This window comes from Lysinibacillus sp. OF-1 (assembly GCF_028356935.1).
Lineage (GTDB): Bacteria > Bacillota > Bacilli > Bacillales_A > Planococcaceae > Lysinibacillus > Lysinibacillus fusiformis_D.
Window position 1 is genome coordinate 142,788 of sequence record NZ_CP102798.1, and the last position, 20,969, is coordinate 163,756.

Consider the following 20,969-nt stretch of genomic DNA (forward strand, 5'->3'; position numbering starts at 1 on the left):
TCCTCCTATTCCCCTAATAAGTACAGTGAATCATGAGCCATATTGATTGTAATGTCTTCACCGATTTTCTTTATTTGGTCATAAGAATTAATAATCATTACTTTAAGTGAAAATGCCGTAAAATCTACAATGTAATTGACGCTAATACCTGTAAATTCAACAAATGTAATTTTTCCTGTTAACGTATTATCACCAGTACCTAGTTGAATAGACTCCGGTCGAATAGAAATAAACACTTTGTCTCCAATCATATGCGTTAAAGAGGGGGAGCTTTGTTGCTTTCGCCCAGTCAAAAGATGTCCATTTAAGGTTCTCACTTGTACATTTTCACCATTAATGGCTTGTATAGTGCCTTCGATTAAATTGGTTTCACCAATAAAGTTAGCTACAAAACGATCTTCAGGCTGATGATAAATTTCTTGAGGAGTCCCAATTTGCTTGATCAAACCATTCTCCATGACCATGATTCGATCCGACATAGCCATTGCCTCCATCTGATCATGGGTAACGTAAATTGTTGTAACGCCAAGCTCAGATTGAATTCGTTTGATTTCAATACGTGTTTCCTCACGCAATTTAGCATCTAGATTGGATAGAGGTTCATCCAGTAATAAAATATCTGGCTCAATTACAAGCGCTCTAGCTAAAGCAACCCGTTGTTGTTGTCCACCAGATAGTTCATTTATTTTTCTGTTACCATAAGCTGCTAGATGTACTTGTCCTCTAATGCGGTCAACCTTGTATTGAATTTCGGTCTTTGAAAATTTCCGCACTTGTAAACCAAAGGCAATATTTTCATCAACCGTCATATGAGGAAAAAGAGCATAATTTTGAAATACCATACCGATATTGCGTTTATTGGGCTGAAGTCGAGTGACATCTCGATTGTCAAAAAGAATTTTACCTTTAGAAGGGTAATAAAAGCCTGCAATCATCCTTAAAGTGGTTGTTTTGCCACAGCCGCTAGGACCGAGAAAAGTAAAAAATTCCCCTGCTTTTATTTCAAGATTTATATCATTCACGCCATACACTTGACCAAATTGCTTTGAGACATTTTCAATTTTGACACTTCTCAATCATAAACTCCTCTCTAACAAAGAATGCAGATGATACAGGAAGGTAAAAATTCGCAGTATAAGTCGAATTTTTACCTATTTTATTATTTGCCGCGCCCTTTTACATTGTTATCCCAATATTCCATCCATTCAGCTTCTTTGTCAGACATTAGCTGCCAATCAATATCGAACGTTTTTAAATCTAATTCCTGATACCATTCTGGCATGGAAGCCTTATCGATATCAGAACGTGTAGGAATTTGATAATAATCGTTCGCCAATTGTGTCACCATTTCTTTTTCAAATAAGAACTCTACAAATAGTTTTGCATTGTCTAAGTTTTTCGCATTGTTTACAACAGCTACACCATCTACTAAAATAGGTGCACCACTTTTTGGATAAATATAATCAAAAGGATAATCAGTCGTATATTTCTTTAATAAAATATCTTGCAAATTCCATAAAGAAACACTACCTTCTTGTCGTGTTAGCTTTAAATATAAGGCATTAGGATCTTGTGTATACTCCTTTGTATTAGCATCTAATTGTAATAACCATTCATAGCCTTTATCAGGTGAATCGTCTCCCTGTCGTACAATCATAGAGGAATAAATTGTGCGCATTGTACCTGACGCAAGCACACCTCTAATTAGAATTTGATCCTTCCATTTAGGATCTAATAGGTCATCCCAGTCCTGAGGCCCTGTTTCTTTTGTCAGTAAATCACTATTAATCATAATGACCTCTGGTAGCAACATCTCACCAAACCAACGTCCATCTGCATCTTTGTGTGAGGCATCAATGGCACCGATAAAGCTAGGCTGCCAAGCATGCAATAAGTCTTCATTTGCTCCAACAATGAGAGCGGATTGCGTTCCACCCCACCAAAAATCTGCTTGAGGATTGGCCTTTTCACCGCGGAGGCGCTCTAAAATTTGCTGTGCCCCCATCGTTAAAAACTCGACCTCAATGTCTGGGTATTTTTCATTAAACTGATCGATCACATTTTGCACCATTTCTTCATCACGACCTGTGTAAATGACAAGCTTTCCTGAAGGTGTCGTTGCTGCCACTTCTGTTTTATCACCATCAGATGTTTTGTCTTTATTTGCTGCACCATCTGTAGAATTTTGCTGATTATTGCCGTTACAAGCAGTTAAAGCTAAAAACATCAACACAAGGAAAAAACCAAGAATGCGGGTTTTTTTCATCATCTTCTCCTTTCATAAAGTAAGGTACTTGCATATTGCAGTATAATACGAAAGGATAAGATTAATGTTAGAATTATTAAAAAATTACATTTGCCTTCATCATAGCTAAGTACTTAACAGTAAGCAATGCGATTTCAGCAAAATTCAAAAAAACTCCTTAAAAAGGAATCATTCCATTTTTAAGGAGTTTTTTGTCGATTTATGAATGGGCTTCTAATAAGCTGTCTTTTTGTTGCCGTTGTGCAATAATGGTTGGCAGCATCATACCAGCAATAACGAGAATAATCCCTACGATTTGTACAGCGGTTAAAGGTTCATGCAGAACAATAACCGAAACTGTAACGGCAACTGGTAATTCGATGGCACTTAAAATGGAAGCTAGCGCGCCACCGACTTTAGGAATAGCGATTGAAAATAAGTAAATTGGTAAAATGATACCGAAAAGACCTAGTGCTAGTCCAAATTTCCATAAGCCTTGCATGAATAATTGGCCATTCCAAATAACCTCAGGGCTAAGGAAAATACTAATCATAATAAGGGCTACGAAGGAAACGATTAATACCCGAGAAGTCGTAGTAACTCCCTCGACAGGCCGCGAATTGAATTGAATGAAGCAAGCAAAGGTAAAGGCTGCTGCAAAGCCAAATAGCCACCCTTGGATAGGGATGCCACTTAAATCTACATTTAATACACCAGCAGCTAAAATAGTTCCTGCAAATAAGATAATGATCGAAATTACTTCAGGTCGACTGGGTAATCTTTTGTGTAGGGCACAATCAATTAGCAGACCAATCCATGTAAATTGGAATAGCATGACTACCGCAAGAGAAGCGGGTAGATATTTTAAAGATTCTCCATACACTATTCCTGTCGTCCCAGTAAAAATTCCAGCACAAATTAAAATAAGTAAGCCCTTTTTGGATGGACTCGGTAATTTTCTGTCTGTAAAAATAAAAATGGCTACAACGAGTAAAAAGCCAATTATATACTGACTTGATACTGCCTCTGATGTTGTAAAGCCATGCTGCATAGCTACTTTGACAATCGTTGACAATATACCGTAGCTACTAGAAGCAATGACAATCAAAAGAGGGTAAATAAAATTTGTTTTCATATATAAATATTTCACTTCCTAAAACTGTTTCACCATGTGATGGAATGGCTCATCGATTATGGACCATGGCTCTGTAATAACAAAGCCCAAACGCTCATAAAGTCGGCGAGCATCTTCTTTTTGGGTTTCAACATTTAATGATAATTTTGTATAGCCGCGCTGCTTTGTTAGCTCTTCGGCAAATTGTAATAGCAATGTTCCAATTCCTTTACCTCGTGCTTCTGGTGCTACGCAAACAGTATCGATATATGCCTCATCTTCATGTGCTTCTTGATCAATGACAATGGATGTAGCGTTTTTTGCTTCTAGCCATTTAACAAGGTTAGCATCCATGTGAACGGCTTGTGCACCGTGATAATAAACGAGAATCCCTAATATTTGCTCTCCTTCAGTAGCGACAAAGGTATTTAAATAAGAATGTCGATTGTCGTCACGTTGAAAAAGAATTGTCAGTTCTTGTATAACAGCTTCAGCTGATTTCTCGCCAGTTAAGCGATTAGCAATTTCACCAATTGCATCGATAATAAGAGGCACAACGGCATGGGCATCATGTGGTTGCGCTTGTCGAATTATAATACTCATCTTGATAATCCCTACCTTTCTATAGGCAAGTATAACAAAGATAGAGATTGACTCAAATTTTATAGCCCACTAACAAAAGTAAAACCCATTAGCTTAATCCAGCAGGTGTTCAACAAAACACTAAATTAAAACAATGGCTCTAGCTGATATCAAAGATTTTGAAAAGAGGCTTGTATGATGCAGATCAGTTAACCGTTGTCACAGGACAGGACGGACAGACAGTTATAGATTCACTTCTACTCGTCAGCTCGAAAATATTTGGACGCAATGACGCCCCGGCGTCATTGATAGAATGACAATTTTCGTGTTAATCTATAATGACTAGACATTTTGGAGGACAATCATGACAAAGCAAGAGAAGGATTTTATATTAGTCTATGGAGATGCTTTTATTGACTATATTGCTGATGATGTAACAAACACATCATTTACTAAATATATGGGTGGTGCAACGGTAAATGTTGCAGCTGGTATTAGCCGAATTGGGGCACCGTCGGCATTAATTACTATTACAGGGGATGATGAAGGCTCTCAATTTGTGCGAGATGGGCTTGCCCAAGAGGGTGTACAACTGGATTATGCCGTATTTAATCCAGCAAAGCGAGTAAGTGGCGTATATGTGCATCTTACAGAAGCGTGTGAGCGGATTTTTAAAGATTATGTTGATGAAACACCCGATTTACAAGTGGAACCATCACAGCTAAATGAAGCAGCTTTTAAACATGCTTCGGCTTTAACAGTATGTTCAGGTACTATGTTCCATCCAACAGCACTTGCCACAACGCGAGCAGCTGTAGAAATGGCAAAGGATAAGGGTGCAATTATTGCAATGGATGCCAATATTCGACCGCTACGTTGGAGCAGTGAGGAAATTTGTCGAGAGACGATTACATCATTTTTTGAGGATGTTGATATTTTAAAGGTTACGGATGATGAATTATTCTTCCTGACAGAGACAACTACCTTAGAAGAGGGCATTGCACATCTCAATAGCTATTTAGTGCCTATTATCTTAATCACAGTAGGAGAAAATGGTACTTATGCTGTACTTAATGGTGAGGTTCTCCATGTGCCGACGGAGAAGGTAGTACCTGTAGATACGACAGGTGCGGGCGATGCATTTATGGCAGGCGTACTACGTGATGTCCATTATAATGGCTTACCTACAACGCAAGAAGAACTCGTGCGCTGTACAAGCTTCGGCAATAAATTAGGAGCTTTTGCTGCCACAAAAGCAGGTGCATTAACTGCCCTACCATATTATGAGGACATTAAGCATTTACTAAAATAAACATGTGGGATGTGGAGAATATGGAAAAGAACTACGATGCTTTAGTAGAAGATCGACTATTCTTTGGTGGCGCAAAAGACGCTGAGACTGCATTTGCACAAGAATCCGTAAATATTGTGATAGATGTTCGTGTTCAAGGGCTTTCCACACAAGAGCAGCAAACAGTTCCTTATTCTTATAAACATTTGCCAATTGCAGATGAAGAGATTGAGGTAGCATCATCTATTCAACAAGTAGCGAAAGAAATTGCATCAGCCTTCGAGGACGGGCAAAAAGTATATATTCACTGTGGAAGTGGTGGCGGACGTGCAGGTGTTGCCGCCGCAGCCGCATTAATGGAGCTGGGAATGGTTAATTCATTAGAGGAAGCAGAAGCAGCAGTTAAAAAAGCTCGTCCACAAGTATCCATTCGCCCAAAAATGGAAGATGCATTGCAACAACTATATAAATAAAAAAGATGTACCTATTAGGGTGCATCTTTTTTATTAAATTTTATTTTGTTCTATACATATTAGAACAAAGTTGTTATAGTTAATATATAACAAATGATGAGGTGATCTGTATGATGGAGGAATTAGCAAAGGTTCCATGGGCGGTTATCGCACCGCTCATCATCGTTCAAATTATATTAATGATCGTAGCGCTTATTGATCTGCGTAAAATCCATGCCACAAATGGTCCTAAAATTTTATGGGTATTTATCATTCTATTTGCCAATCTATTAGGGTCCATTGCGTACTTTATAGTAGGGAGAAAGCAGTCATGACAACATTACTTCAAGTTACAGGCTTGACCAAGCAATTTGCAGAGCACACAGTTGTAGATAATATTCATTTCGTGTTAGAAGAAAAGACTTCAACGGCTTTAATTGGACCAAATGGAGCTGGCAAGACAACAACTTTATCTATGTTAACAGGGCTCTTAAAACCGACTGCTGGAAGTGTAAGGATGTTAAATGGAGATTTACGTGCGAATATAGGGTTTTTACCTCAATATCCGCAGTTTCATCCTTGGCTAAGTGCATTAGAGTTTACAGAAATGGCTGCTAGGTTGAATGGTGTAGCAGCCAAAAAAGCTAAATTAGAAGCACAAAAAACATTAGAGTTCGTAGGGTTGGGGGATGCGCTACATAAAAAAATAGCCACTTTTTCTGGGGGAATGAAGCAACGTCTTGGTATTTCCCAGGCAATTGTGCATAAGCCTAAATTACTGCTATTAGATGAACCAGTTTCAGCGTTAGATCCCGTTGGACGCAGAGAAGTGCTCGATTTATTAAAAGGTTTACAACAAGAGACAACCATTTTATATTCAACGCATATTTTAAATGATGCGGAAGAAATGACAGACCAGCTATTATTTTTGCAAAATGGAAAACTAGTAGAACAGGGTACATTACGTGAGGTACGGCAACGTTTTGATGAGCAAAACTATGTAATTGAATTTGGCAGTGAAGAAGAGGCGAAGCTTTTTGCGGATCCATCCTATACTATAATCGGTTGTTATGTGTATATCGAGGTTGTGAATGAGGAGCCAACGATGAAGGAGCTGCTACAACGTTTAAGTGCATGTCCTTATACCATCCGAAAAGTGGAGCGACAAACAGCATCTCTGGAAGAAATTTTCATGAAGGTGGCGAAAAAAGCATGAGTGGATTCAAAGTACTTCTGCAAAAGGAATATAGAGAAGCATGGCGAAGCTGGAAATTTTTATGGATACCTCTCGTGTTTGCTTTGCTTGGAATGAGTGATCCACTAACAAACTATTATATGATGGATATATTAAATGCTGTTGGGAATGTACCTGAGGGCTTTGAAATGCTAATGCCAGAATTAGTGCCAGTTGATTTACTCCAAGCTTCTATTGGACAGTTTCAAACAATAGGCTTACTGGTGATGATGGCTTCATTTGTAGGGGCTATTAGTAAAGAACGAGCAAGTGGCATGGCTACCCTCTTATATGCACGGCCCATTTCATATGGCGCCTACTTTATGAGTAAGTTTATTGTTATAGGCACAGTTTGTTTCGTAAGTATTTTAGCTGGCTTTGCTGCAAGTGTATATTACACAAGCATATTATATGGAACTTTGGACATTGGAGCACTACTAATTAGTTTTTGTACGTACTATATTTGGCTGTTATTTGTAATAGCTGTTTCATTACTGATGAGTGCTAGTTTTAAAACGGTTATAGCTACTACATGTGCATTTACGGTGATCTTTGTAGGGCAAATCGTAGATATGATAGTGGGAATCTTTTGGACAATATCTCCTTGGAAACTAGCGAGCTATGGAATTTTGCTAGTACGAGGAGCAATGGACATGTCAGACTATTGGTGGAGCCTAATAATCACTGTGGCATTAACAATTATCTGTATTAGCATTGGGATTGCGATGATGAAAAGAAATGCGTCTATGGCAAAAATCTAAAAAAGATAAAACGGTAAAAAACAGTTTACGATGAGTTTTTACCGTTTTTTATTTTTAAATCATCCCACCATTTATAAGCAGTATCAGCCCGATAAAGAACATAATCCAAGAAAGAGCAGAACTTGTACTTTGATCAAAAAGTGTTTGAATTTTTCTTAACGGTTGATTCATAAATCCACAGAATAAAAGATGTAAAACAAGTAGAATGATCCCTGGTGTAATCATCACCAAGTTAATGAGATCTATTTCGGCAGCTACAAAAATTTGCTGTCGGAAAGCTTGCTTTTTATCTCGTTATTGATTCGAAAGCTGGATGAATTTCTGGATAAGGGACTCTGTTAGCCTTCTCTCAATAGCCGCAGCGTTCTTTAATCCAAGTATGGCACTCTCCATCTGTTGTCATTTCTTTTGTTCCTCTGCTATAAAAGTTAACTTGTTTGCCACGCCCATGGATTATTTAGTAGAGTTTGAATTTCTTTTAATTTGAATCCTCATGCCTTTAAAAATACGATTTGTAGGGGCATTTTCACCGTAAATCCTCTGTCCACCCTCCGCCTTTACTGTTGGAAGTAACAGTTCAATCTCCTCATAATGTGCGAACAGTAAGCCAGTTTGCTTGGAAACATGGTGAATCGTCAGCAAAATAACTAATACCCCTCTCTGTTACAGCTAGTATATAAAATAACATTACGTCACTTTCAAGGGGGAATTGTTAATTCATTTCTATATTTAAAAACTACATTCTTGGAATCTCTATAACTTAGGAATATAATGGGTGTGTAACTCGAAATTTGTCAAATAACTCGGAAAATATATAGATGAATAGAGAAAGAAGGTACAAGAAAAGTGGGGACTGAAAACTCCGATCGTTTCCTGACAGCGTTTAATCGAATAGATCATAGATTACGAGATATTGTAGGAGCCAAGGATTTTATGGCTTTTTATCGACTGATTGATCAAGCAAAGAAAAAGGATGTCTTGGTGAAGAAATATGAGGATGATTTACGCTCATATGCCGACTTACGTAATGCTATTGTGCATCACCGTACTTCCTTACATTATGTCATTGCAGAACCACATACCGATGTTGTAGAAAGAATTGAATACATAGATGCTACCCTTGCTAAGCCAACGCTTGTGGGACAAATGTTCCGTAAAAGAGTACTGGTTTTTCAGGAAAACGATTCATTGAAACATGTACTAAAAGTGATACGCCAACGCAAATTTACGCAGTTCCCAGTTTATTATAATAAGCAATTTAAAGGGCTTATCACGACAGTAGGAATTACGAATTGGCTTGCTTCAAAAATGGGTGGTGACCATCTACCAAAAAGGATTCCTACGTTGCATGATATTTTAATGCATGAGAAAAATAGAGTAAATTACAAATTTGTCAGCAGATCTTTAACGATCTATGAGGCTGAGGAGATTTTTAAACAAGGGGTCGAAAGGGGAAGGCGCTTCGAGGCCTTACTAATAACAGAGCATGGCGAACCACATCAAAAATTACTAGGTATCATTACACCATTAGATATAGTAAAGATCGACTAACAAAGAGACGAGACAAACAATTACGGGCTTGAATGTCTCGATTTGTCTTTTAGGCTAATGTATAAGGATCCATTTGTTTGGACTTGAGCAAAATAAACTTCTTCTACTGATTGCACATTTTGTTTTTTCAATTTTTTCAATACCCAATCTTCTGTTAGCTCAAGCTCAACTATATTTTCTGTAATAAGTTGACCATCCGAAATGACTTCCGTAGGCAGATAAGTAGGTGGTGATACATCCGCTTTCACATCTTGCTTCGTAGCCACTTGCTCAGAAGTTTTTTGTAAAACACTGAGTTTACCATTTGTTTCTAACATAGCATATTCAACATCCTGTACAGAGAAAATGGCTTGTTCACGTAGCATCATTGTTAGCTCATCTAAATGAAGACGATTTTTTTGTAGAGCTGATTCTAATATAAGCCCCTTTTGAATAACGATGGTAGGTTTATCATCGATGAGAACACGAGCCTTTTTAGATTTAATGGTAATGACGGTCATCAAATAGGTTAAAGCACTCCACCAAACGAGGGATATCATACCATCTAAAAAAGGTGTTTCTTCCTGTGAGGCTATTTCTGAAGCAATCGAACCAAATGTAATACCTGTAATATAGTGGAAGAATGTTAACTGGCCCAATTGTTTTTTCCCAAGTATACGTGCCAGAATGAGTAATGCAAAAAACGAAAGTGTTGTTCGAAGAATCATTTCCCAAAAGTGAGCATGAATAAAGCTTTCCATGCATATATCAACTCCTTTTACAGCTGTCGAACTATAGCTTGTGCAAAATGGTCGATAGTATGCGACAATCCTGTATAAACAAAATATGAGCGAGGTGGCAACATGAATAAACAATTAAATTTAACAAATCCAATCTATCCAATTATGGTTGCAATCGGTGTTGCTCACCTTATCAATGATACGATGCAAGCTGTTATCCCAGCGATGTTTCCGATATTTAAGAGTGAATTAGGTTTGACCTTTACACAAATTGGTATGATTTCTTTTGTTTTAAACATATTTGCTTCTGCATTACAGCCTGCTGTAGGCTTTATCAGTGATAAAAAACCAATGCCCTATGCTTTACCAATAGGTATGATTAGTTCTTTTATAGGTATCGCCATTATCGCGTTTACAACACAGTATTGGATTATTATTATTGCGGTATTATTTATCGGCTTTGGTTCAGCTATATTTCACCCTGAGGGATCGCGAGTTTCATTTATGGCAGCTGGTTCTAAAAGAGGACTTGCTCAGTCTATCTATCAAGTAGGGGGAAATTCAGGACAAGCTCTTGCACCGTTAATTAGTGCGTACATCTTTGATATTTTCGGGCAGCGTGGTGCTGCAATCGTATTAGTCGTTGCAACGTTTGGTATCATTTTATTGAGTAAAATAGCTACATGGTATAAAAAACAATTGGAGCAAGAGCGTATAGCGAAGAAAAAACGTGTACTAATCTCAACATTGCCTCCTTTAACAAAGAAACAAGTAGGAATTGCGTTAACATTATTATTTACAATTATTTTTGCACGATCATTTTATACAACAAATATAACAAGCTTTTATGTGTTTTATTTGATGGATCACTATGATGTCAGCCTGCGACTAGGACAAATATTAATATTCACCTTCATGGCATTCGGGGTAGTAGGTACATTTTTCGGAGGCTCTTTATCAGATCGTATTGGTAGAAAGAATGTCATTATTCTTTCTGTGGTAGTGCCAATGCCATTTTGTTTAGCATTGCCCTATGTACCATTATGGGCCGCTATGATATTTTTAGTCATTATCGGTACATTGATTATGATTAGCTTCTCCGTAACGGTAGTCTATGCTCAAGAGCTAGTACCAACAAAAATTGGTACAATGGCTGGCTTAACAACGGGCTTTGCCTTTGGTATGGGAGCAATAGGTGCGATGGTTATCGGCATTTTAATGGATCATAAAGGGATTGATTTTACTATGATGGTCGTTTCCTTATTACCGTTATTATTGTTGATTGCCTTCTTTTTACCGAAGGATAAACCAGCATCCACTGCAGTTTAAAAAACGCGTCCTCTTTAAGAGGTACGCGTCTTTTTATTGTCTTAATGGAGCTAAAAATTCTGCTGGCAACTTCTCTTGATCGATCACGTAGCCCTCTGAAATATGAACTTCATGCATTTTATCATTGTAAGTAAATTTAAAGATGCCATTGTCAAAGTCCGTGCCAATTTCCTTGAAAAATATACCTTCGATGGATACATATTTAGGGCAAGTAAATGCTACTTTAAAGTGATCCTGCTCTTTAATTAAGTAAGCACGTACTCCTTTTTCATATGTTTCATTTGCATCATCGTCTGTTGGACGTTGAACAGCCACAATATGAAAGTCTACAAAAGGAACTTCTTTTAACAGTACGTTTAGGAAAGAACCTTTAGTGATTTCCTCCCAACGACTTTGTGCGCTTTGCCCTACGATAATTTGTGAAATACCATAACTCTTTGCGACTTCTGCAATAACTTTTTGAATGGGGCGTTTTTCATTATCTTGCAAAATGAATTTTTCAACCTCAAGTTCATCTGATAGCTTCTTCCATTGCTCTATATAACTAGATTTTTCTGCGTCAAATGCATCAAGGGGTTGCGAATCGACTGAAAGAATATAGAGTGGACAATCTAGCATTGTGGCCATCTTATGACCACGACGTATTAAACGTTCGCCATTTAAGCCGTAGTAAACACAAACTAATATACTTTCATCCAAACGCCCTTTTACATGCTTCATAAAAAATGTACACCTCTTATCTGTTGGTATTTTGTTAATTTCACTGTTGTATCGAAAAAATTATCCTAAAACAGCTAAAATTGATGCTGTTACAGTGCATTATGCTCATTTATATTGTATACTTAAAAACGTATAAAAGTTAACGGAAATATATTGGAAAACCCTTGAAGGATTAAGCTTAAATCAATAATTTAAAATTATTTAATTTATGCATTATGTGCATCTGAGCAAAATTGCTTTCATATGCCACACTATTATGCAGTGTGTTAAATAGATAGTCAAGTGTCTTCATTGTACTGATATAACCTAAGTTACAACTGTATAAATTATCTGATTTTCCACAAGTTATTTAGGCTTGCATCGGGTTAGAAGTGACTAAATAACTAACATAACCATTTTTGATAAACGACAAGGCACTTTTTCACACCCCACCACATTCCATTTAAAAAATTTCAAGAATAGATCTGATATGTTACTTAGCTTGAACAAATTTCTAGAGTCTTAGCACTTACCATTCCAATCACCACAAAAATTTGCTAGATGATTTTGATAGTAGGAGGTTTTCATTTGGTTACTGTTCTCATCGCAATACTTTTGCCAATTGTTTGTGCTGCACTAATCCCATTGCTTTATAGGCGACTAAGGCGTGTCACACATCTTGGCTGGTTTGTTTTATCTGTTCCACTTATCTTGTTTCTTTTACTCGCGCGCTATATTCCTCAACTTGCCGAGGGTAAAACATTTATCCATACATATGAGTGGATTCCCTCTTTTAATATAAATTTCACAACTTACCTTGATGGACTCAGTATGATTTTTGGTTTACTGATTACAGGAGTAGGTAGTTTAGTCATTTTATATTCTATTTTTTATTTATCAACGAAAGAATCTCTTCATCATTTTTACTGCTATTTATTACTATTCATGGGCGCTATGCTTGGCGTTGTTTTTTCAGATAACCTAATGGTATTATACACATTTTGGGAACTAACAAGTGTGTCATCATTCCTATTAATTGCTTTTTGGCACCATAGAAAAGCATCTCGCGCAGGAGCTAAAAAGGCGATGATGATTACAGTCTTTGGTGGTCTATCGATGCTTGCAGGCTTCTTAATGCTTTACGTGGCCTCTCAAACATTTAGTATTCGTGAAATTGTAGCTAATGTAGAAGTAATACGTGATCATTCTCTGTTTACGCCAGCGCTAATTTTAATTTTACTAGGAGCTTTTACAAAGTCTGCTCAATTTCCATTCCATATTTGGTTACCGGATGCTATGGAAGCACCAACACCTGTTAGTGCTTACTTACACTCAGCGACAATGGTTAAGGCAGGAATTTATTTAGTTGCCCGTTTTTCACCAGTCTTTGGAGGAGAAGCCATTTGGTTCTGGCTAGTCAGTGTCGTTGGTCTAATTACACTATTCTGGGGTTCCTTTAATGCTGTTCGTCAAACGGATTTAAAAGCTTTATTAGCTTTTTCAACAGTGAGTCAGCTGGGCTTAATTATGAGTCTATTTGGTCTTGGATCTGTTGGTCATTATTATGGCTATGCAGAGAATTCTATTCTCTATACACAAGCAAGCTTTGCGGCGTTATTTCACCTTGTGAATCACTCGACATTTAAGGGAGCCTTATTCATGATGGTTGGAATTGTCGATCATGAAGTAGGTACTCGTGATATTCGCCGTTTAGGTGGCCTAATGTCTTTAATGCCTATAACATTTACAATCGCAGTTATCGGTAGCTTCTCGATGGCAGGATTACCGCCATTTAATGGTTTCTTAAGTAAGGAAATGTTTTTTGCTGCGGTATTGGCTATTCGAGATGTAGAGGCATTCTCAATTGCTGATGTAGGGCTGTTTTTCCCATTAGTAGCATGGGTGGCAAGTATCTTTACATTTGTTTACAGTTTGATATTAATTAGCCGTACATTTTTGGGTAAACTACAGCCAGAGAAGATGGATAGAAAACCACATGAAGCTCCGTTTGGCATGTTAATTTCACCAATAATCTTATGCTTGTTGGTAATAGGTATCTTTTTCTTCCCAAATGTGCTAGGTCACTATATTTTAGAGCCTGCTATGGCAAGTATTTATCCTACATTCCCAACAACAAGTGAATTAACACCACATGTCCATGCGTGGCATGGCATCAATGCGGAATTAATAATGACGCTAGGTGTCATTATTATTGGGATAATCTTATTCAAAACATTAAAAAGCTGGAAGCCACTTTATCGCCTATTTTCACAAAAGTATACGTTTAATACGTATTACAATCGAATAATTGAGATGAGTGAAAGCGGCTCTAAGAAGCTCACTAGTAAATATATGACAGGTAATTTAACACATTATTTTGTCTATATATATGTATTTTTCGTTGCACTTATTGCTGGTTATTTTATTTGGTCAGACGCAATGACCTTTCATTTTGACATGGACTCTGCTGTTGAATACTATGAGCTAATTCTTGTATTTGTCATGATTTTTGCAGCAATTTGGATGATTTTTGCAAAAGGTCGTGTGACAGCTATGTTGTTAAATGGTGTATTAGGTTATTCCATTGCCTTCTTCTTTGTCATTTTCCGTGCACCAGATCTAGCTTTAACACAATTGGTTGTTGAATCGGTAACAACGGCTTTATTCCTGTTGTGCTTTAAATATTTACCAGATCTAATGCCGGAAGCTCCTCGCAAAAGGATTCAATGGTCAAAAGCGATGATCTCCATTTTTGTTGGGGCAACCGTAACAATGGTTGGATTGGCAGTCGTACACTACGATCGCTTTGAACCAGTGTCCACTTACTTCAATGATTCCTATGAATTGGCTGGGGGTTCCAATATTGTCAATACAATTCTAGGGGATTTCCGTGCCTTTGATACGATGTTAGAGGTTGTTGTTCTTCTGATTGCTGGCTTAGGGGTCTATATGTTGACAAAGCTTAAGCCACGAAAGGAGGAAGCAGATCGTGAAAATTAATGATGTGATATTAAGGACGGTCACAAAGACAGTCGTATTCATTATTTTAACACTTGGTGTGTATTTGTTCTTTGCTGGACATCACGCGCCAGGTGGTGGCTTTATAGGTGGCCTCGTGTTAGCTTCTGGCATTGTTTTATTATACCTAGCCTATGATATTGAGACTGTGCATAAAGGAATGCCATTTGACTTTAAAAAGGTTGCAGCATTAGGCGTATTGCTTGCAACTGGAACTGCAATAGGTTCGTTGTTTTTCGATGTGCCGTTTTTAACACAGGCCTATACGTATATTGATGTGCCGATATTTGGGAAAATGGGTTTTTCAACCGTAACCATTTTTGAAGCGGGTGTAGCTTTAACGGTGGTGGGTGTTGTCGTGACAATTATTTTAAGTATAAGTGAGGATGAGTAGCCAATGGAGTCTTTAATACTTGTTTTAGTAGGTATATTAGTAGCTGTTGCAACGTACTTAATCCTCTCGAAACAGTTATTGCGTGTTATATTAGGCACTGCTGTTTTATCACATGCTGCCCACTTACTGATTCTGACAATGGGAGGTCTTAAAAAAGGAGCTGTACCATTATTAGGGGAATCAGAGGGCCCTTATACAGATGCGTTACCACAAGCGTTAATTTTAACAGCTATTGTGATTAGCTTTGCTGTTACTGCATTTGTTTTAGTTTTAGGCTATCGTGCGTACAAGACAAATGGTTCAGGGAATTTTGATGAATTGAGAGGTACGCCGGATGAGTAATATAATTGTCTTACCATTAATTGTACCGGTAATTACAGCTATTTTACTGGTTTTTTTAAAAGAGCATGTGATGTTACAACGTATCATCAGCTTATTGACATTAAGCTTTATTGTTATTATTAGCATTATTTTATTGTTAGAGATTCAACATCAAGGTATATTGCGAATTGATTTTAGTGGCTGGGCTCCGCCATTTGGTATTTCATTTGTGGCAGATTCATTTGCAACATTATTAGTGTTAGTTGCTAATCTTGTGGCCGTTATCTGTATACTATATGCAATTTTTACGATGGAGTTAAGGTATGAAAAAATGTATTTTTATCCATTTACCTTACTCATGGTAGCGGGCGTTAACGGCTCATTTTTGACGGGCGATATTTTTAACTTATTTGTATGTTTTGAAGTAATGCTGCTTGCTTCCTATGCACTTATTAGCTTAGGTGGCGAGAAAATTCAACTGCGTGAAGCATTGAAATACGTGCTCATCAATATTGTGGCCTCTTGGATTTTCTTAGTGGCGTTAGCTTTCCTATATGGCACAGTTGGTACATTAAACATGGCCCATATATCTGTTCGTGTGATGGAGGCAGGGACTAATCCCCTTATTACAACAGTGGCGCTTATTTTCTTAATTGTCTTCAGCTTGAAGGCTGGACTTTTATTATTCTTCTGGTTGCCAGGCTCCTATAGTGTACCACCAACTGCTATTGCTGCTTTATTCGCTGCTTTATTAACAAAGGTAGGGATTTATGCACTTGTACGTACTTTTACATTGCTTTTCCCTAACAATACGGAAGTCACACACATGGCACTCGGCATAATGGCTGGAGTCACGATTATAGCAGGCTGTATCGGCGCTCTTTCAGGACGAGATGTCAGAACGATTGCCTCCTACAATGTGCTGATTGGTGTTGGCTTTATAGTAGCTGGTCTAGCGATTGGTACAGAATCAGCCTTGCAAGGCGTTGTCTACTATTTAATGCATGATATGGTAGCCAAGGCTATGCTGTTTTTAGCAATTGGTATGATGATTTATGTCACTGGGGAAACGGTAATAGATAAAATGAGTGGACTTATACGAAATTATCCTTTTTTTGGATGGTTATTCTTTGTAGCTATGTGTTCTTTAGCTGGTATACCGCCATTAAGCGGTTTTCTAGGAAAAGTTTTAATTGGACAAGGTGCGATAGAAGGTGGCAATTTTGTTCTATTAGGTCTAGGATTTTTCTCTAGTTTAATTGTTTTGTATTCACTGCTACGAATATTTCTTTCTTCCTTTTTTGGAGAAACCATCATTAGTATAGAGGATGAAAAACCTTTACCAAAACGTATTCTGCTACCATTAACACTATTGGCTGCATGTACACTCGGTTTAGGTATTGGGGCTGAAAAATTGGCACCTTTTGTAACAGATGCAGCGGAAACACTTTATACACCATCTATTTATATTGATGCTGTTTTAGATGGTGATTTATGGCAAGGTGAGGTGAATAAATAATGGCGATGCAGTTTATCTTAAATTTATTTATCGCAACACTTTGGTTACTTTTACAGGATGAAGTGACACCACATTTTTCGACATTTTTAATGGGCTTTATTGTAGGTATGGGTATTTTATATGCGATGCATCGCTTTTATGGCACCCAATTTTATTTGCGACGTGTCTTTTCAATCTTAAAATTATTATGGCTGTTTAACTGGGAGCTATTTTTATCAAGTTATAGCGTTATAAGACAAATAACTACTCCAAGGCTTAACATTACGCCTGGTATTTTCACGTATAAAACGGTACTTAAGGGCGATTGGGAGATTACAGCTCTTGCCTTACTGCTAACGCTAACACCTGGCTCTGTAGTGATGGAAGTATCAGAAGAGGGCGATGTCTTTTATATCCATGCCATGGACATTGAGCAGTCTAAGGATGCTGTCATACGCTCAATTGGGAAATTTGAACAAGCAATAATGGAGGTGACACGCTAATGATTACCAATATTCTACTGCTAGCGCTTGCTTTTTTTAGTATTTCCATTGCGCTGTCGCTGTATAGAGTCATCCGTGGTCCATCAATGCCTGATCGAGCCATAGCTCTCGATACAATTGGTGTAAATCTATTATCGGCCATTGCGATTGTTTCGATTATTTTAAAGACGAAGGCATATTTGGAGGCCATTCTTATTTTAGGTATTTTAGCGTTTATTGGTACAATTGCCTTTACCAAATATATTGAAAGAGGTGTGATTGTTGAACGTAAATCAAATGATTGAATGGGCGGCCGTCATCCTTATTTTGATAGGTTCAATTGTGAGCGTTATTAGCGCATTTGGCATGATTCGCTTACCAGATGTGTATACACGATCACATGCTGCTACGAAAAGCTCTACATTATCAGTGTTAACTTGTTTACTAGGTACGTTTATCTATTTTTGGGTGCATGATGGTTTTGTCAGTGTACGCCTCATTTTAGGTATTCTTTTCGTCTTTGTAACAGCACCAGTTGCTGGACATTTAATCTGCCGCGCAGCTTATCGTTCGCATGTTCCATTAGCAGAAGGCTCTGGAGAGGACGAGCTAAAGACAAAGTTGTTTCCTGAGGAAAAATAAATTGGAGGACCTCCATTACATTGGGGGTCTTTTTTTATTTATTTTTAATTCAATATTTATGGGATAATTGTTGTGCTTTCGGAAAATAGTATAGTAAAGAGCAATTGAAATATAAATAAATTGACTTATCTGAAAATTATGTATATAATAATTCGCTAAAATATTTTTAGTTTATCTTGATTATTATTTCAAAAGAGTATATCTTAATTAGCAGATAGATTTTTTATTCTTAAGTATGAATAAATATCCAATCAACTATTTTCGAGAAATGAATTCTCATACACAATAAATTATAAATAAAAGGAGATCAATGATTATGAAGAACAAGTTATTCATGGTAATGCTTGTACTTGTTATAGGTGTACTTGCAGCATGCGGCACTAAAGATAATAATGCAAGCGATACAGGATCTAATACTGATACAGGGAACAAGCAAGTATTAAAGGTTGGTACTTCAGCTGACTATGCTCCATTTGAATATGTTGATGCAGCTAAAGGTGAAGAAATTATTGGATTTGATATAGATTTAATCAAATTAGTTGGAGAAAAAATAGGCGTTGACATGCAAGTGCAAGATATGGACTTCAACAGTTTAGTACCAGCATTACAAGCAGGGAAAATTGATGTAGTTATTTCGGGTATGACACCAAACCCAGATCGTGAAAAAGTGGTTGATTTCTCTGATCAATACAATGAAACAGAGCAAGTAATCATTGTTAAAAAGGATAGCGGCATTAAAAAAGAAGCTGACTTGGCTGGAAAAAAGATTGGTGTACAAACAGCATCTATTCAAGAAAATTTAGGTAATGATATTGCAAAAAAAGTAGATGTAGCAGTAGAAGGACGTACACGTATCCCTGAGATTATTCAAGATATGATGTCTAAACGCTTAGACGCAGGTATTTTAGAGGGTGGCGTTGCGAAAGGTTATTTAAAAACAAATGACCAATTAGAAGCCTTTCCTGTAGAAGAACAACCGGAAGATTTCAAAGCGATCGCAGTTCCAAAGGGCAGCGATTTGAAAGATAAAATTAACAAAGCACTAAAAGAATTAGCAGAAGAAGGAAAAATTCAAGAGTTAGAAGAAAAATGGTTAGAAAAAGTTGAATAATTAAAGCGTGCGATAGCTCTTATTTGGGCTATCGCTTGTGCTTTTCTCCCTATAGAGGGGAGAGTTTTCTATGCTCGACGTTTCACCTTCTGTACAAAAAACAATAGCTGTATCAAGATGAAAAAGAAAGGAGGGAGCGCTGTGAATTTAGATTTTACGGCGATTGTTCCCTCTATTCCTTATATTTTAAAAGGGATAGGTGTTACACTTCAAATTGCAATCGGTGCATCCATCATCGGTTTTATCGTAGGTATACTACTGGCATTATGTAAAATTGGTAAGGTCAATGTTTTACGTTGGTTTGCTGATTTCTATACGTCGATTTTCCGTGGTACACCACTTGTATTACAATTATTGATTATTTATTATGCAGTACCACAATTACTGGATATTCAAATTGAACCAATTCCTACAGCGATTATTGCATTTGGTTTAAACTCTGGTGCTTATATTTCAGAAATTATCCGTGCTGGTATTAATGCAGTGGATAAAGGGCAAATGGAAGCGGCACAAGCACTTGGTATTCCATATGCAAAAATGATGAAGGATATTATTATTCCACAAGCAGTAAAAAATATTTTACCATCTTTAGTTAATGAATTTATTACATTAAATAAAGAAACAGCCGTTGTGACGGTAATCAGTGCATTAGATATTATGCGTCGTGCCTATATTGTAGGAGGTTCAACATACCGTTATCTTGAGCCATTACTTTTTGCGGGAGTAATTTATTACCTTATGACGCTTGTTTTAACGTTCCTTGGTAAACGAATCGAGAAAGGAATGAGAAAAAGTGATTAAAATTGAAGATTTACACAAATCATATGGGCAAAATGAAGTACTAAAGGGTATTTCTACAGAAATCAAAGAACAAGAAGTAATAGCCATTATTGGACCATCAGGATCTGGTAAATCGACATTCCTTCGTTGCTTAAACTTATTAGAAATCCCCACGAGTGGAAAGGTAACAATCGCAGGGGATGTCCTTACGGATAAAGGGACAAATATTATGAAAATACGTGCAGAAGTAGGAATGGTATTTCAGCATTTCCATCTCTTCCCTCATAAAACAGTACTAGAAAATTTAACATATGCCCCAATCAATGTGAAGGGGTTAGATAAAACAGCTGCTATCAACAAAGCAGAAGAACTACTGAAGAAAGTAGGACTGTTTGAGAAGCGCCAGGAATATCCAAACCGATTATCTGGGGGACAAAAGCAACGTGTTGCCATTGCGCGAGCACTTGCGATGGACCCTAAAGTTATATTATTCGATGAGCCTACATCAGCACTTGATCCTGAAATGGTAAAAGAGGTATTAGCAGTTATGAAAAGCCTCGCAGATTCAGGTATGACCATGTTGATTGTGACACATGAGATGGGCTTTGCTCGTGAGGTTGCTGATCGTATTCTTTTCCTTGATGGTGGTAAGCTCATTGAGGATGCTCCACCAGAATTGTTTTTTACAGCACCATCAACACAGCGTGCAAAGGATTTTTTGGAAAAAGTTTTATAAATAATCAGAG

The 20,969-nt window shown here is 37.3% G+C and carries 24 protein-coding genes; 17 read left to right on the top strand and 7 right to left on the bottom strand.

The features are described 5' to 3' along the window. Positions 1–5 precede the first annotated feature (5 nt). The 4 genes from NV349_RS00720 to NV349_RS00735 all read right to left on the bottom strand — a co-directional run bounded on the left by NV349_RS00720 (position 6) and on the right by NV349_RS00735 (position 3,962). A complete protein-coding gene (locus tag NV349_RS00720; RefSeq protein WP_271912055.1) occupies positions 6–1,076 on the bottom strand; it encodes an ABC transporter ATP-binding protein in 1,071 nt (356 codons plus the stop codon). An 83-nt stretch (positions 1,077–1,159) separates the two neighbouring features. Further along, positions 1,160–2,266 (bottom strand): extracellular solute-binding protein, encoded by a 1,107-nt coding sequence (locus tag NV349_RS00725; RefSeq protein WP_271913510.1) that lies wholly within the window; start codon positions 2,264–2,266, stop codon positions 1,160–1,162. 199 nt (positions 2,267–2,465) lie between these two features. Next, positions 2,466–3,380, bottom strand: a complete 915-nt coding sequence (locus NV349_RS00730; RefSeq protein WP_036124953.1) for an EamA family transporter — start codon at positions 3,378–3,380, stop codon at positions 2,466–2,468. A gap of 18 nt (positions 3,381–3,398) precedes the next feature. After that, a complete protein-coding gene (locus NV349_RS00735; protein WP_271912057.1) occupies positions 3,399–3,962 on the bottom strand; it encodes a GNAT family N-acetyltransferase in 564 nt (187 codons plus the stop codon). A gap of 343 nt (positions 3,963–4,305) precedes the next feature. Between NV349_RS00735 and NV349_RS00740 the strand changes: the two genes are divergently transcribed. From NV349_RS00740 to NV349_RS00760, 5 genes are all read left to right on the top strand, one after another. Continuing rightward, positions 4,306–5,253: a carbohydrate kinase family protein gene (locus NV349_RS00740; protein WP_036124949.1), complete on the top strand. Its 948-nt coding sequence runs from the start codon at positions 4,306–4,308 to the stop codon at positions 5,251–5,253. Between the two features lie 20 nt (positions 5,254–5,273). Continuing rightward, on the top strand, positions 5,274–5,705 hold the full coding sequence (locus NV349_RS00745; RefSeq protein ID WP_058843787.1) for a protein-tyrosine phosphatase family protein: 432 nt from the start codon (positions 5,274–5,276) through the stop codon (positions 5,703–5,705). A gap of 110 nt (positions 5,706–5,815) precedes the next feature. Beyond that, a complete protein-coding gene (locus NV349_RS00750) occupies positions 5,816–6,019 on the top strand; it encodes a PLDc N-terminal domain-containing protein (protein ID WP_004233126.1) in 204 nt (67 codons plus the stop codon). Continuing rightward, positions 6,016–6,900 carry an ABC transporter ATP-binding protein gene (locus tag NV349_RS00755; RefSeq protein WP_036125076.1) on the top strand — a complete coding sequence of 295 codons (885 nt, stop codon included), beginning with the start codon at positions 6,016–6,018 and terminating at the stop codon, positions 6,898–6,900. Before NV349_RS00750 ends, NV349_RS00755 begins: the two co-directional genes overlap by 4 nt. Then, a complete protein-coding gene (locus NV349_RS00760) occupies positions 6,897–7,679 on the top strand; it encodes an ABC transporter permease (protein WP_036125077.1) in 783 nt (260 codons plus the stop codon). The genes NV349_RS00755 and NV349_RS00760 overlap by 4 nt, the downstream gene beginning before the upstream one ends. A gap of 453 nt (positions 7,680–8,132) precedes the next feature. Here the strand turns inward: NV349_RS00760 and NV349_RS00765 are convergent, their stop codons facing one another. Beyond that, on the bottom strand, positions 8,133–8,321 hold the full coding sequence (locus NV349_RS00765) for a MerR family transcriptional regulator (RefSeq protein WP_249646086.1): 189 nt from the start codon (positions 8,319–8,321) through the stop codon (positions 8,133–8,135). A 204-nt stretch (positions 8,322–8,525) separates the two neighbouring features. Between NV349_RS00765 and NV349_RS00770 the strand changes: the two genes are divergently transcribed. Further along, entirely contained in the window at positions 8,526–9,230 is a 705-nt protein-coding gene (locus tag NV349_RS00770) for a CBS domain-containing protein (RefSeq protein ID WP_036125082.1), read from the top strand. A 20-nt stretch (positions 9,231–9,250) separates the two neighbouring features. On the opposite strand, the gene NV349_RS00775 is transcribed toward NV349_RS00770, so the two are convergent. Further along, positions 9,251–9,970, bottom strand: coding sequence for a DUF421 domain-containing protein (locus tag NV349_RS00775; RefSeq protein ID WP_080717103.1), 720 nt, complete (start codon positions 9,968–9,970; stop codon positions 9,251–9,253). Positions 9,971–10,072: 102 nt separating this feature from the next. Between NV349_RS00775 and NV349_RS00780 the strand changes: the two genes are divergently transcribed. Further along, positions 10,073–11,278 (top strand): MFS transporter, encoded by a 1,206-nt coding sequence (locus NV349_RS00780; protein ID WP_036125084.1) that lies wholly within the window; start codon positions 10,073–10,075, stop codon positions 11,276–11,278. A 33-nt stretch (positions 11,279–11,311) separates the two neighbouring features. Here NV349_RS00780 and NV349_RS00785 read toward each other — a convergent pair whose 3' ends face one another. Further along, the gene (locus NV349_RS00785) at positions 11,312–11,998 is read right to left on the bottom strand and encodes an adenine nucleotide alpha hydrolase family protein (RefSeq protein WP_036125087.1); all 687 of its coding nucleotides are present in this window, start codon (positions 11,996–11,998) and stop codon (positions 11,312–11,314) included. Positions 11,999–12,565: 567 nt separating this feature from the next. Between NV349_RS00785 and NV349_RS00790 the strand changes: the two genes are divergently transcribed. The 10 genes from NV349_RS00790 to NV349_RS00835 all read left to right on the top strand — a co-directional run bounded on the left by NV349_RS00790 (position 12,566) and on the right by NV349_RS00835 (position 20,959). Beyond that, positions 12,566–14,977 carry a Na+/H+ antiporter subunit A gene (locus tag NV349_RS00790; RefSeq protein WP_271912060.1) on the top strand — a complete coding sequence of 804 codons (2,412 nt, stop codon included), beginning with the start codon at positions 12,566–12,568 and terminating at the stop codon, positions 14,975–14,977. After that, positions 14,967–15,389 carry a Na(+)/H(+) antiporter subunit B gene (locus tag NV349_RS00795; protein WP_036125091.1) on the top strand — a complete coding sequence of 141 codons (423 nt, stop codon included), beginning with the start codon at positions 14,967–14,969 and terminating at the stop codon, positions 15,387–15,389. Before NV349_RS00790 ends, NV349_RS00795 begins: the two co-directional genes overlap by 11 nt. 3 nt (positions 15,390–15,392) lie before the next feature. Continuing rightward, the gene (locus NV349_RS00800; RefSeq protein ID WP_036125094.1) at positions 15,393–15,731 is read left to right on the top strand and encodes a Na(+)/H(+) antiporter subunit C; all 339 of its coding nucleotides are present in this window, start codon (positions 15,393–15,395) and stop codon (positions 15,729–15,731) included. Next, positions 15,724–17,229: a Na+/H+ antiporter subunit D gene (locus NV349_RS00805; protein WP_036125097.1), complete on the top strand. Its 1,506-nt coding sequence runs from the start codon at positions 15,724–15,726 to the stop codon at positions 17,227–17,229. The genes NV349_RS00800 and NV349_RS00805 overlap by 8 nt, the downstream gene beginning before the upstream one ends. After that, positions 17,229–17,711 carry a Na+/H+ antiporter subunit E gene (locus NV349_RS00810; RefSeq protein ID WP_036125100.1) on the top strand — a complete coding sequence of 161 codons (483 nt, stop codon included), beginning with the start codon at positions 17,229–17,231 and terminating at the stop codon, positions 17,709–17,711. Before NV349_RS00805 ends, NV349_RS00810 begins: the two co-directional genes overlap by 1 nt. Further along, positions 17,711–17,995: a Na(+)/H(+) antiporter subunit F1 gene (locus NV349_RS00815; RefSeq protein WP_036125101.1), complete on the top strand. Its 285-nt coding sequence runs from the start codon at positions 17,711–17,713 to the stop codon at positions 17,993–17,995. The genes NV349_RS00810 and NV349_RS00815 overlap by 1 nt, the downstream gene beginning before the upstream one ends. Further along, positions 17,973–18,332 carry a Na+/H+ antiporter subunit G gene (locus NV349_RS00820; protein WP_036125106.1) on the top strand — a complete coding sequence of 120 codons (360 nt, stop codon included), beginning with the start codon at positions 17,973–17,975 and terminating at the stop codon, positions 18,330–18,332. The genes NV349_RS00815 and NV349_RS00820 overlap by 23 nt, the downstream gene beginning before the upstream one ends. Positions 18,333–18,648: 316 nt before the next feature. Continuing rightward, entirely contained in the window at positions 18,649–19,443 is a 795-nt protein-coding gene (locus NV349_RS00825; protein WP_036125757.1) for a transporter substrate-binding domain-containing protein, read from the top strand. Between the two features lie 141 nt (positions 19,444–19,584). Beyond that, on the top strand, positions 19,585–20,244 hold the full coding sequence (locus NV349_RS00830; RefSeq protein WP_036125759.1) for an amino acid ABC transporter permease: 660 nt from the start codon (positions 19,585–19,587) through the stop codon (positions 20,242–20,244). Continuing rightward, positions 20,237–20,959, top strand: coding sequence for an amino acid ABC transporter ATP-binding protein (locus tag NV349_RS00835; RefSeq protein ID WP_036125761.1), 723 nt, complete (start codon positions 20,237–20,239; stop codon positions 20,957–20,959). The genes NV349_RS00830 and NV349_RS00835 overlap by 8 nt, the downstream gene beginning before the upstream one ends. The last annotated feature ends 10 nt before the right edge of the window (positions 20,960–20,969 follow it).

Bases quoted from the DNA above. Each gene is read 5' to 3' on its own strand.
- NV349_RS00725 (WP_271913510.1), bottom strand. From the start codon at position 2,266: ATGAAAAAAACCCGCATTCTTGGTTTTTTCCTTGTGTTGATGTTTTTA.
- NV349_RS00825 (WP_036125757.1), top strand. From the start codon at position 18,649: ATGAAGAACAAGTTATTCATGGTAATGCTTGTACTTGTTATAGGTGTA.
- NV349_RS00750 (WP_004233126.1), top strand. From the start codon at position 5,816: ATGATGGAGGAATTAGCAAAGGTTCCATGGGCGGTTATCGCACCGCTC.
- NV349_RS00780 (WP_036125084.1), top strand. From the start codon at position 10,073: ATGAATAAACAATTAAATTTAACAAATCCAATCTATCCAATTATGGTT.
- NV349_RS00735 (WP_271912057.1), bottom strand. From the start codon at position 3,962: ATGAGTATTATAATTCGACAAGCGCAACCACATGATGCCCATGCCGTT.
- NV349_RS00785 (WP_036125087.1), bottom strand. From the start codon at position 11,998: ATGAAGCATGTAAAAGGGCGTTTGGATGAAAGTATATTAGTTTGTGTT.
- NV349_RS00760 (WP_036125077.1), top strand. From the start codon at position 6,897: ATGAGTGGATTCAAAGTACTTCTGCAAAAGGAATATAGAGAAGCATGG.
- NV349_RS00745 (WP_058843787.1), top strand. From the start codon at position 5,274: ATGGAAAAGAACTACGATGCTTTAGTAGAAGATCGACTATTCTTTGGT.
- NV349_RS00775 (WP_080717103.1), bottom strand. From the start codon at position 9,970: ATGGAAAGCTTTATTCATGCTCACTTTTGGGAAATGATTCTTCGAACA.
- NV349_RS00740 (WP_036124949.1), top strand. From the start codon at position 4,306: ATGACAAAGCAAGAGAAGGATTTTATATTAGTCTATGGAGATGCTTTT.
- NV349_RS00730 (WP_036124953.1), bottom strand. From the start codon at position 3,380: ATGAAAACAAATTTTATTTACCCTCTTTTGATTGTCATTGCTTCTAGT.
- NV349_RS00810 (WP_036125100.1), top strand. From the start codon at position 17,229: ATGGCGATGCAGTTTATCTTAAATTTATTTATCGCAACACTTTGGTTA.
- NV349_RS00755 (WP_036125076.1), top strand. From the start codon at position 6,016: ATGACAACATTACTTCAAGTTACAGGCTTGACCAAGCAATTTGCAGAG.
- NV349_RS00800 (WP_036125094.1), top strand. From the start codon at position 15,393: ATGGAGTCTTTAATACTTGTTTTAGTAGGTATATTAGTAGCTGTTGCA.
- NV349_RS00815 (WP_036125101.1), top strand. From the start codon at position 17,711: ATGATTACCAATATTCTACTGCTAGCGCTTGCTTTTTTTAGTATTTCC.
- NV349_RS00805 (WP_036125097.1), top strand. From the start codon at position 15,724: ATGAGTAATATAATTGTCTTACCATTAATTGTACCGGTAATTACAGCT.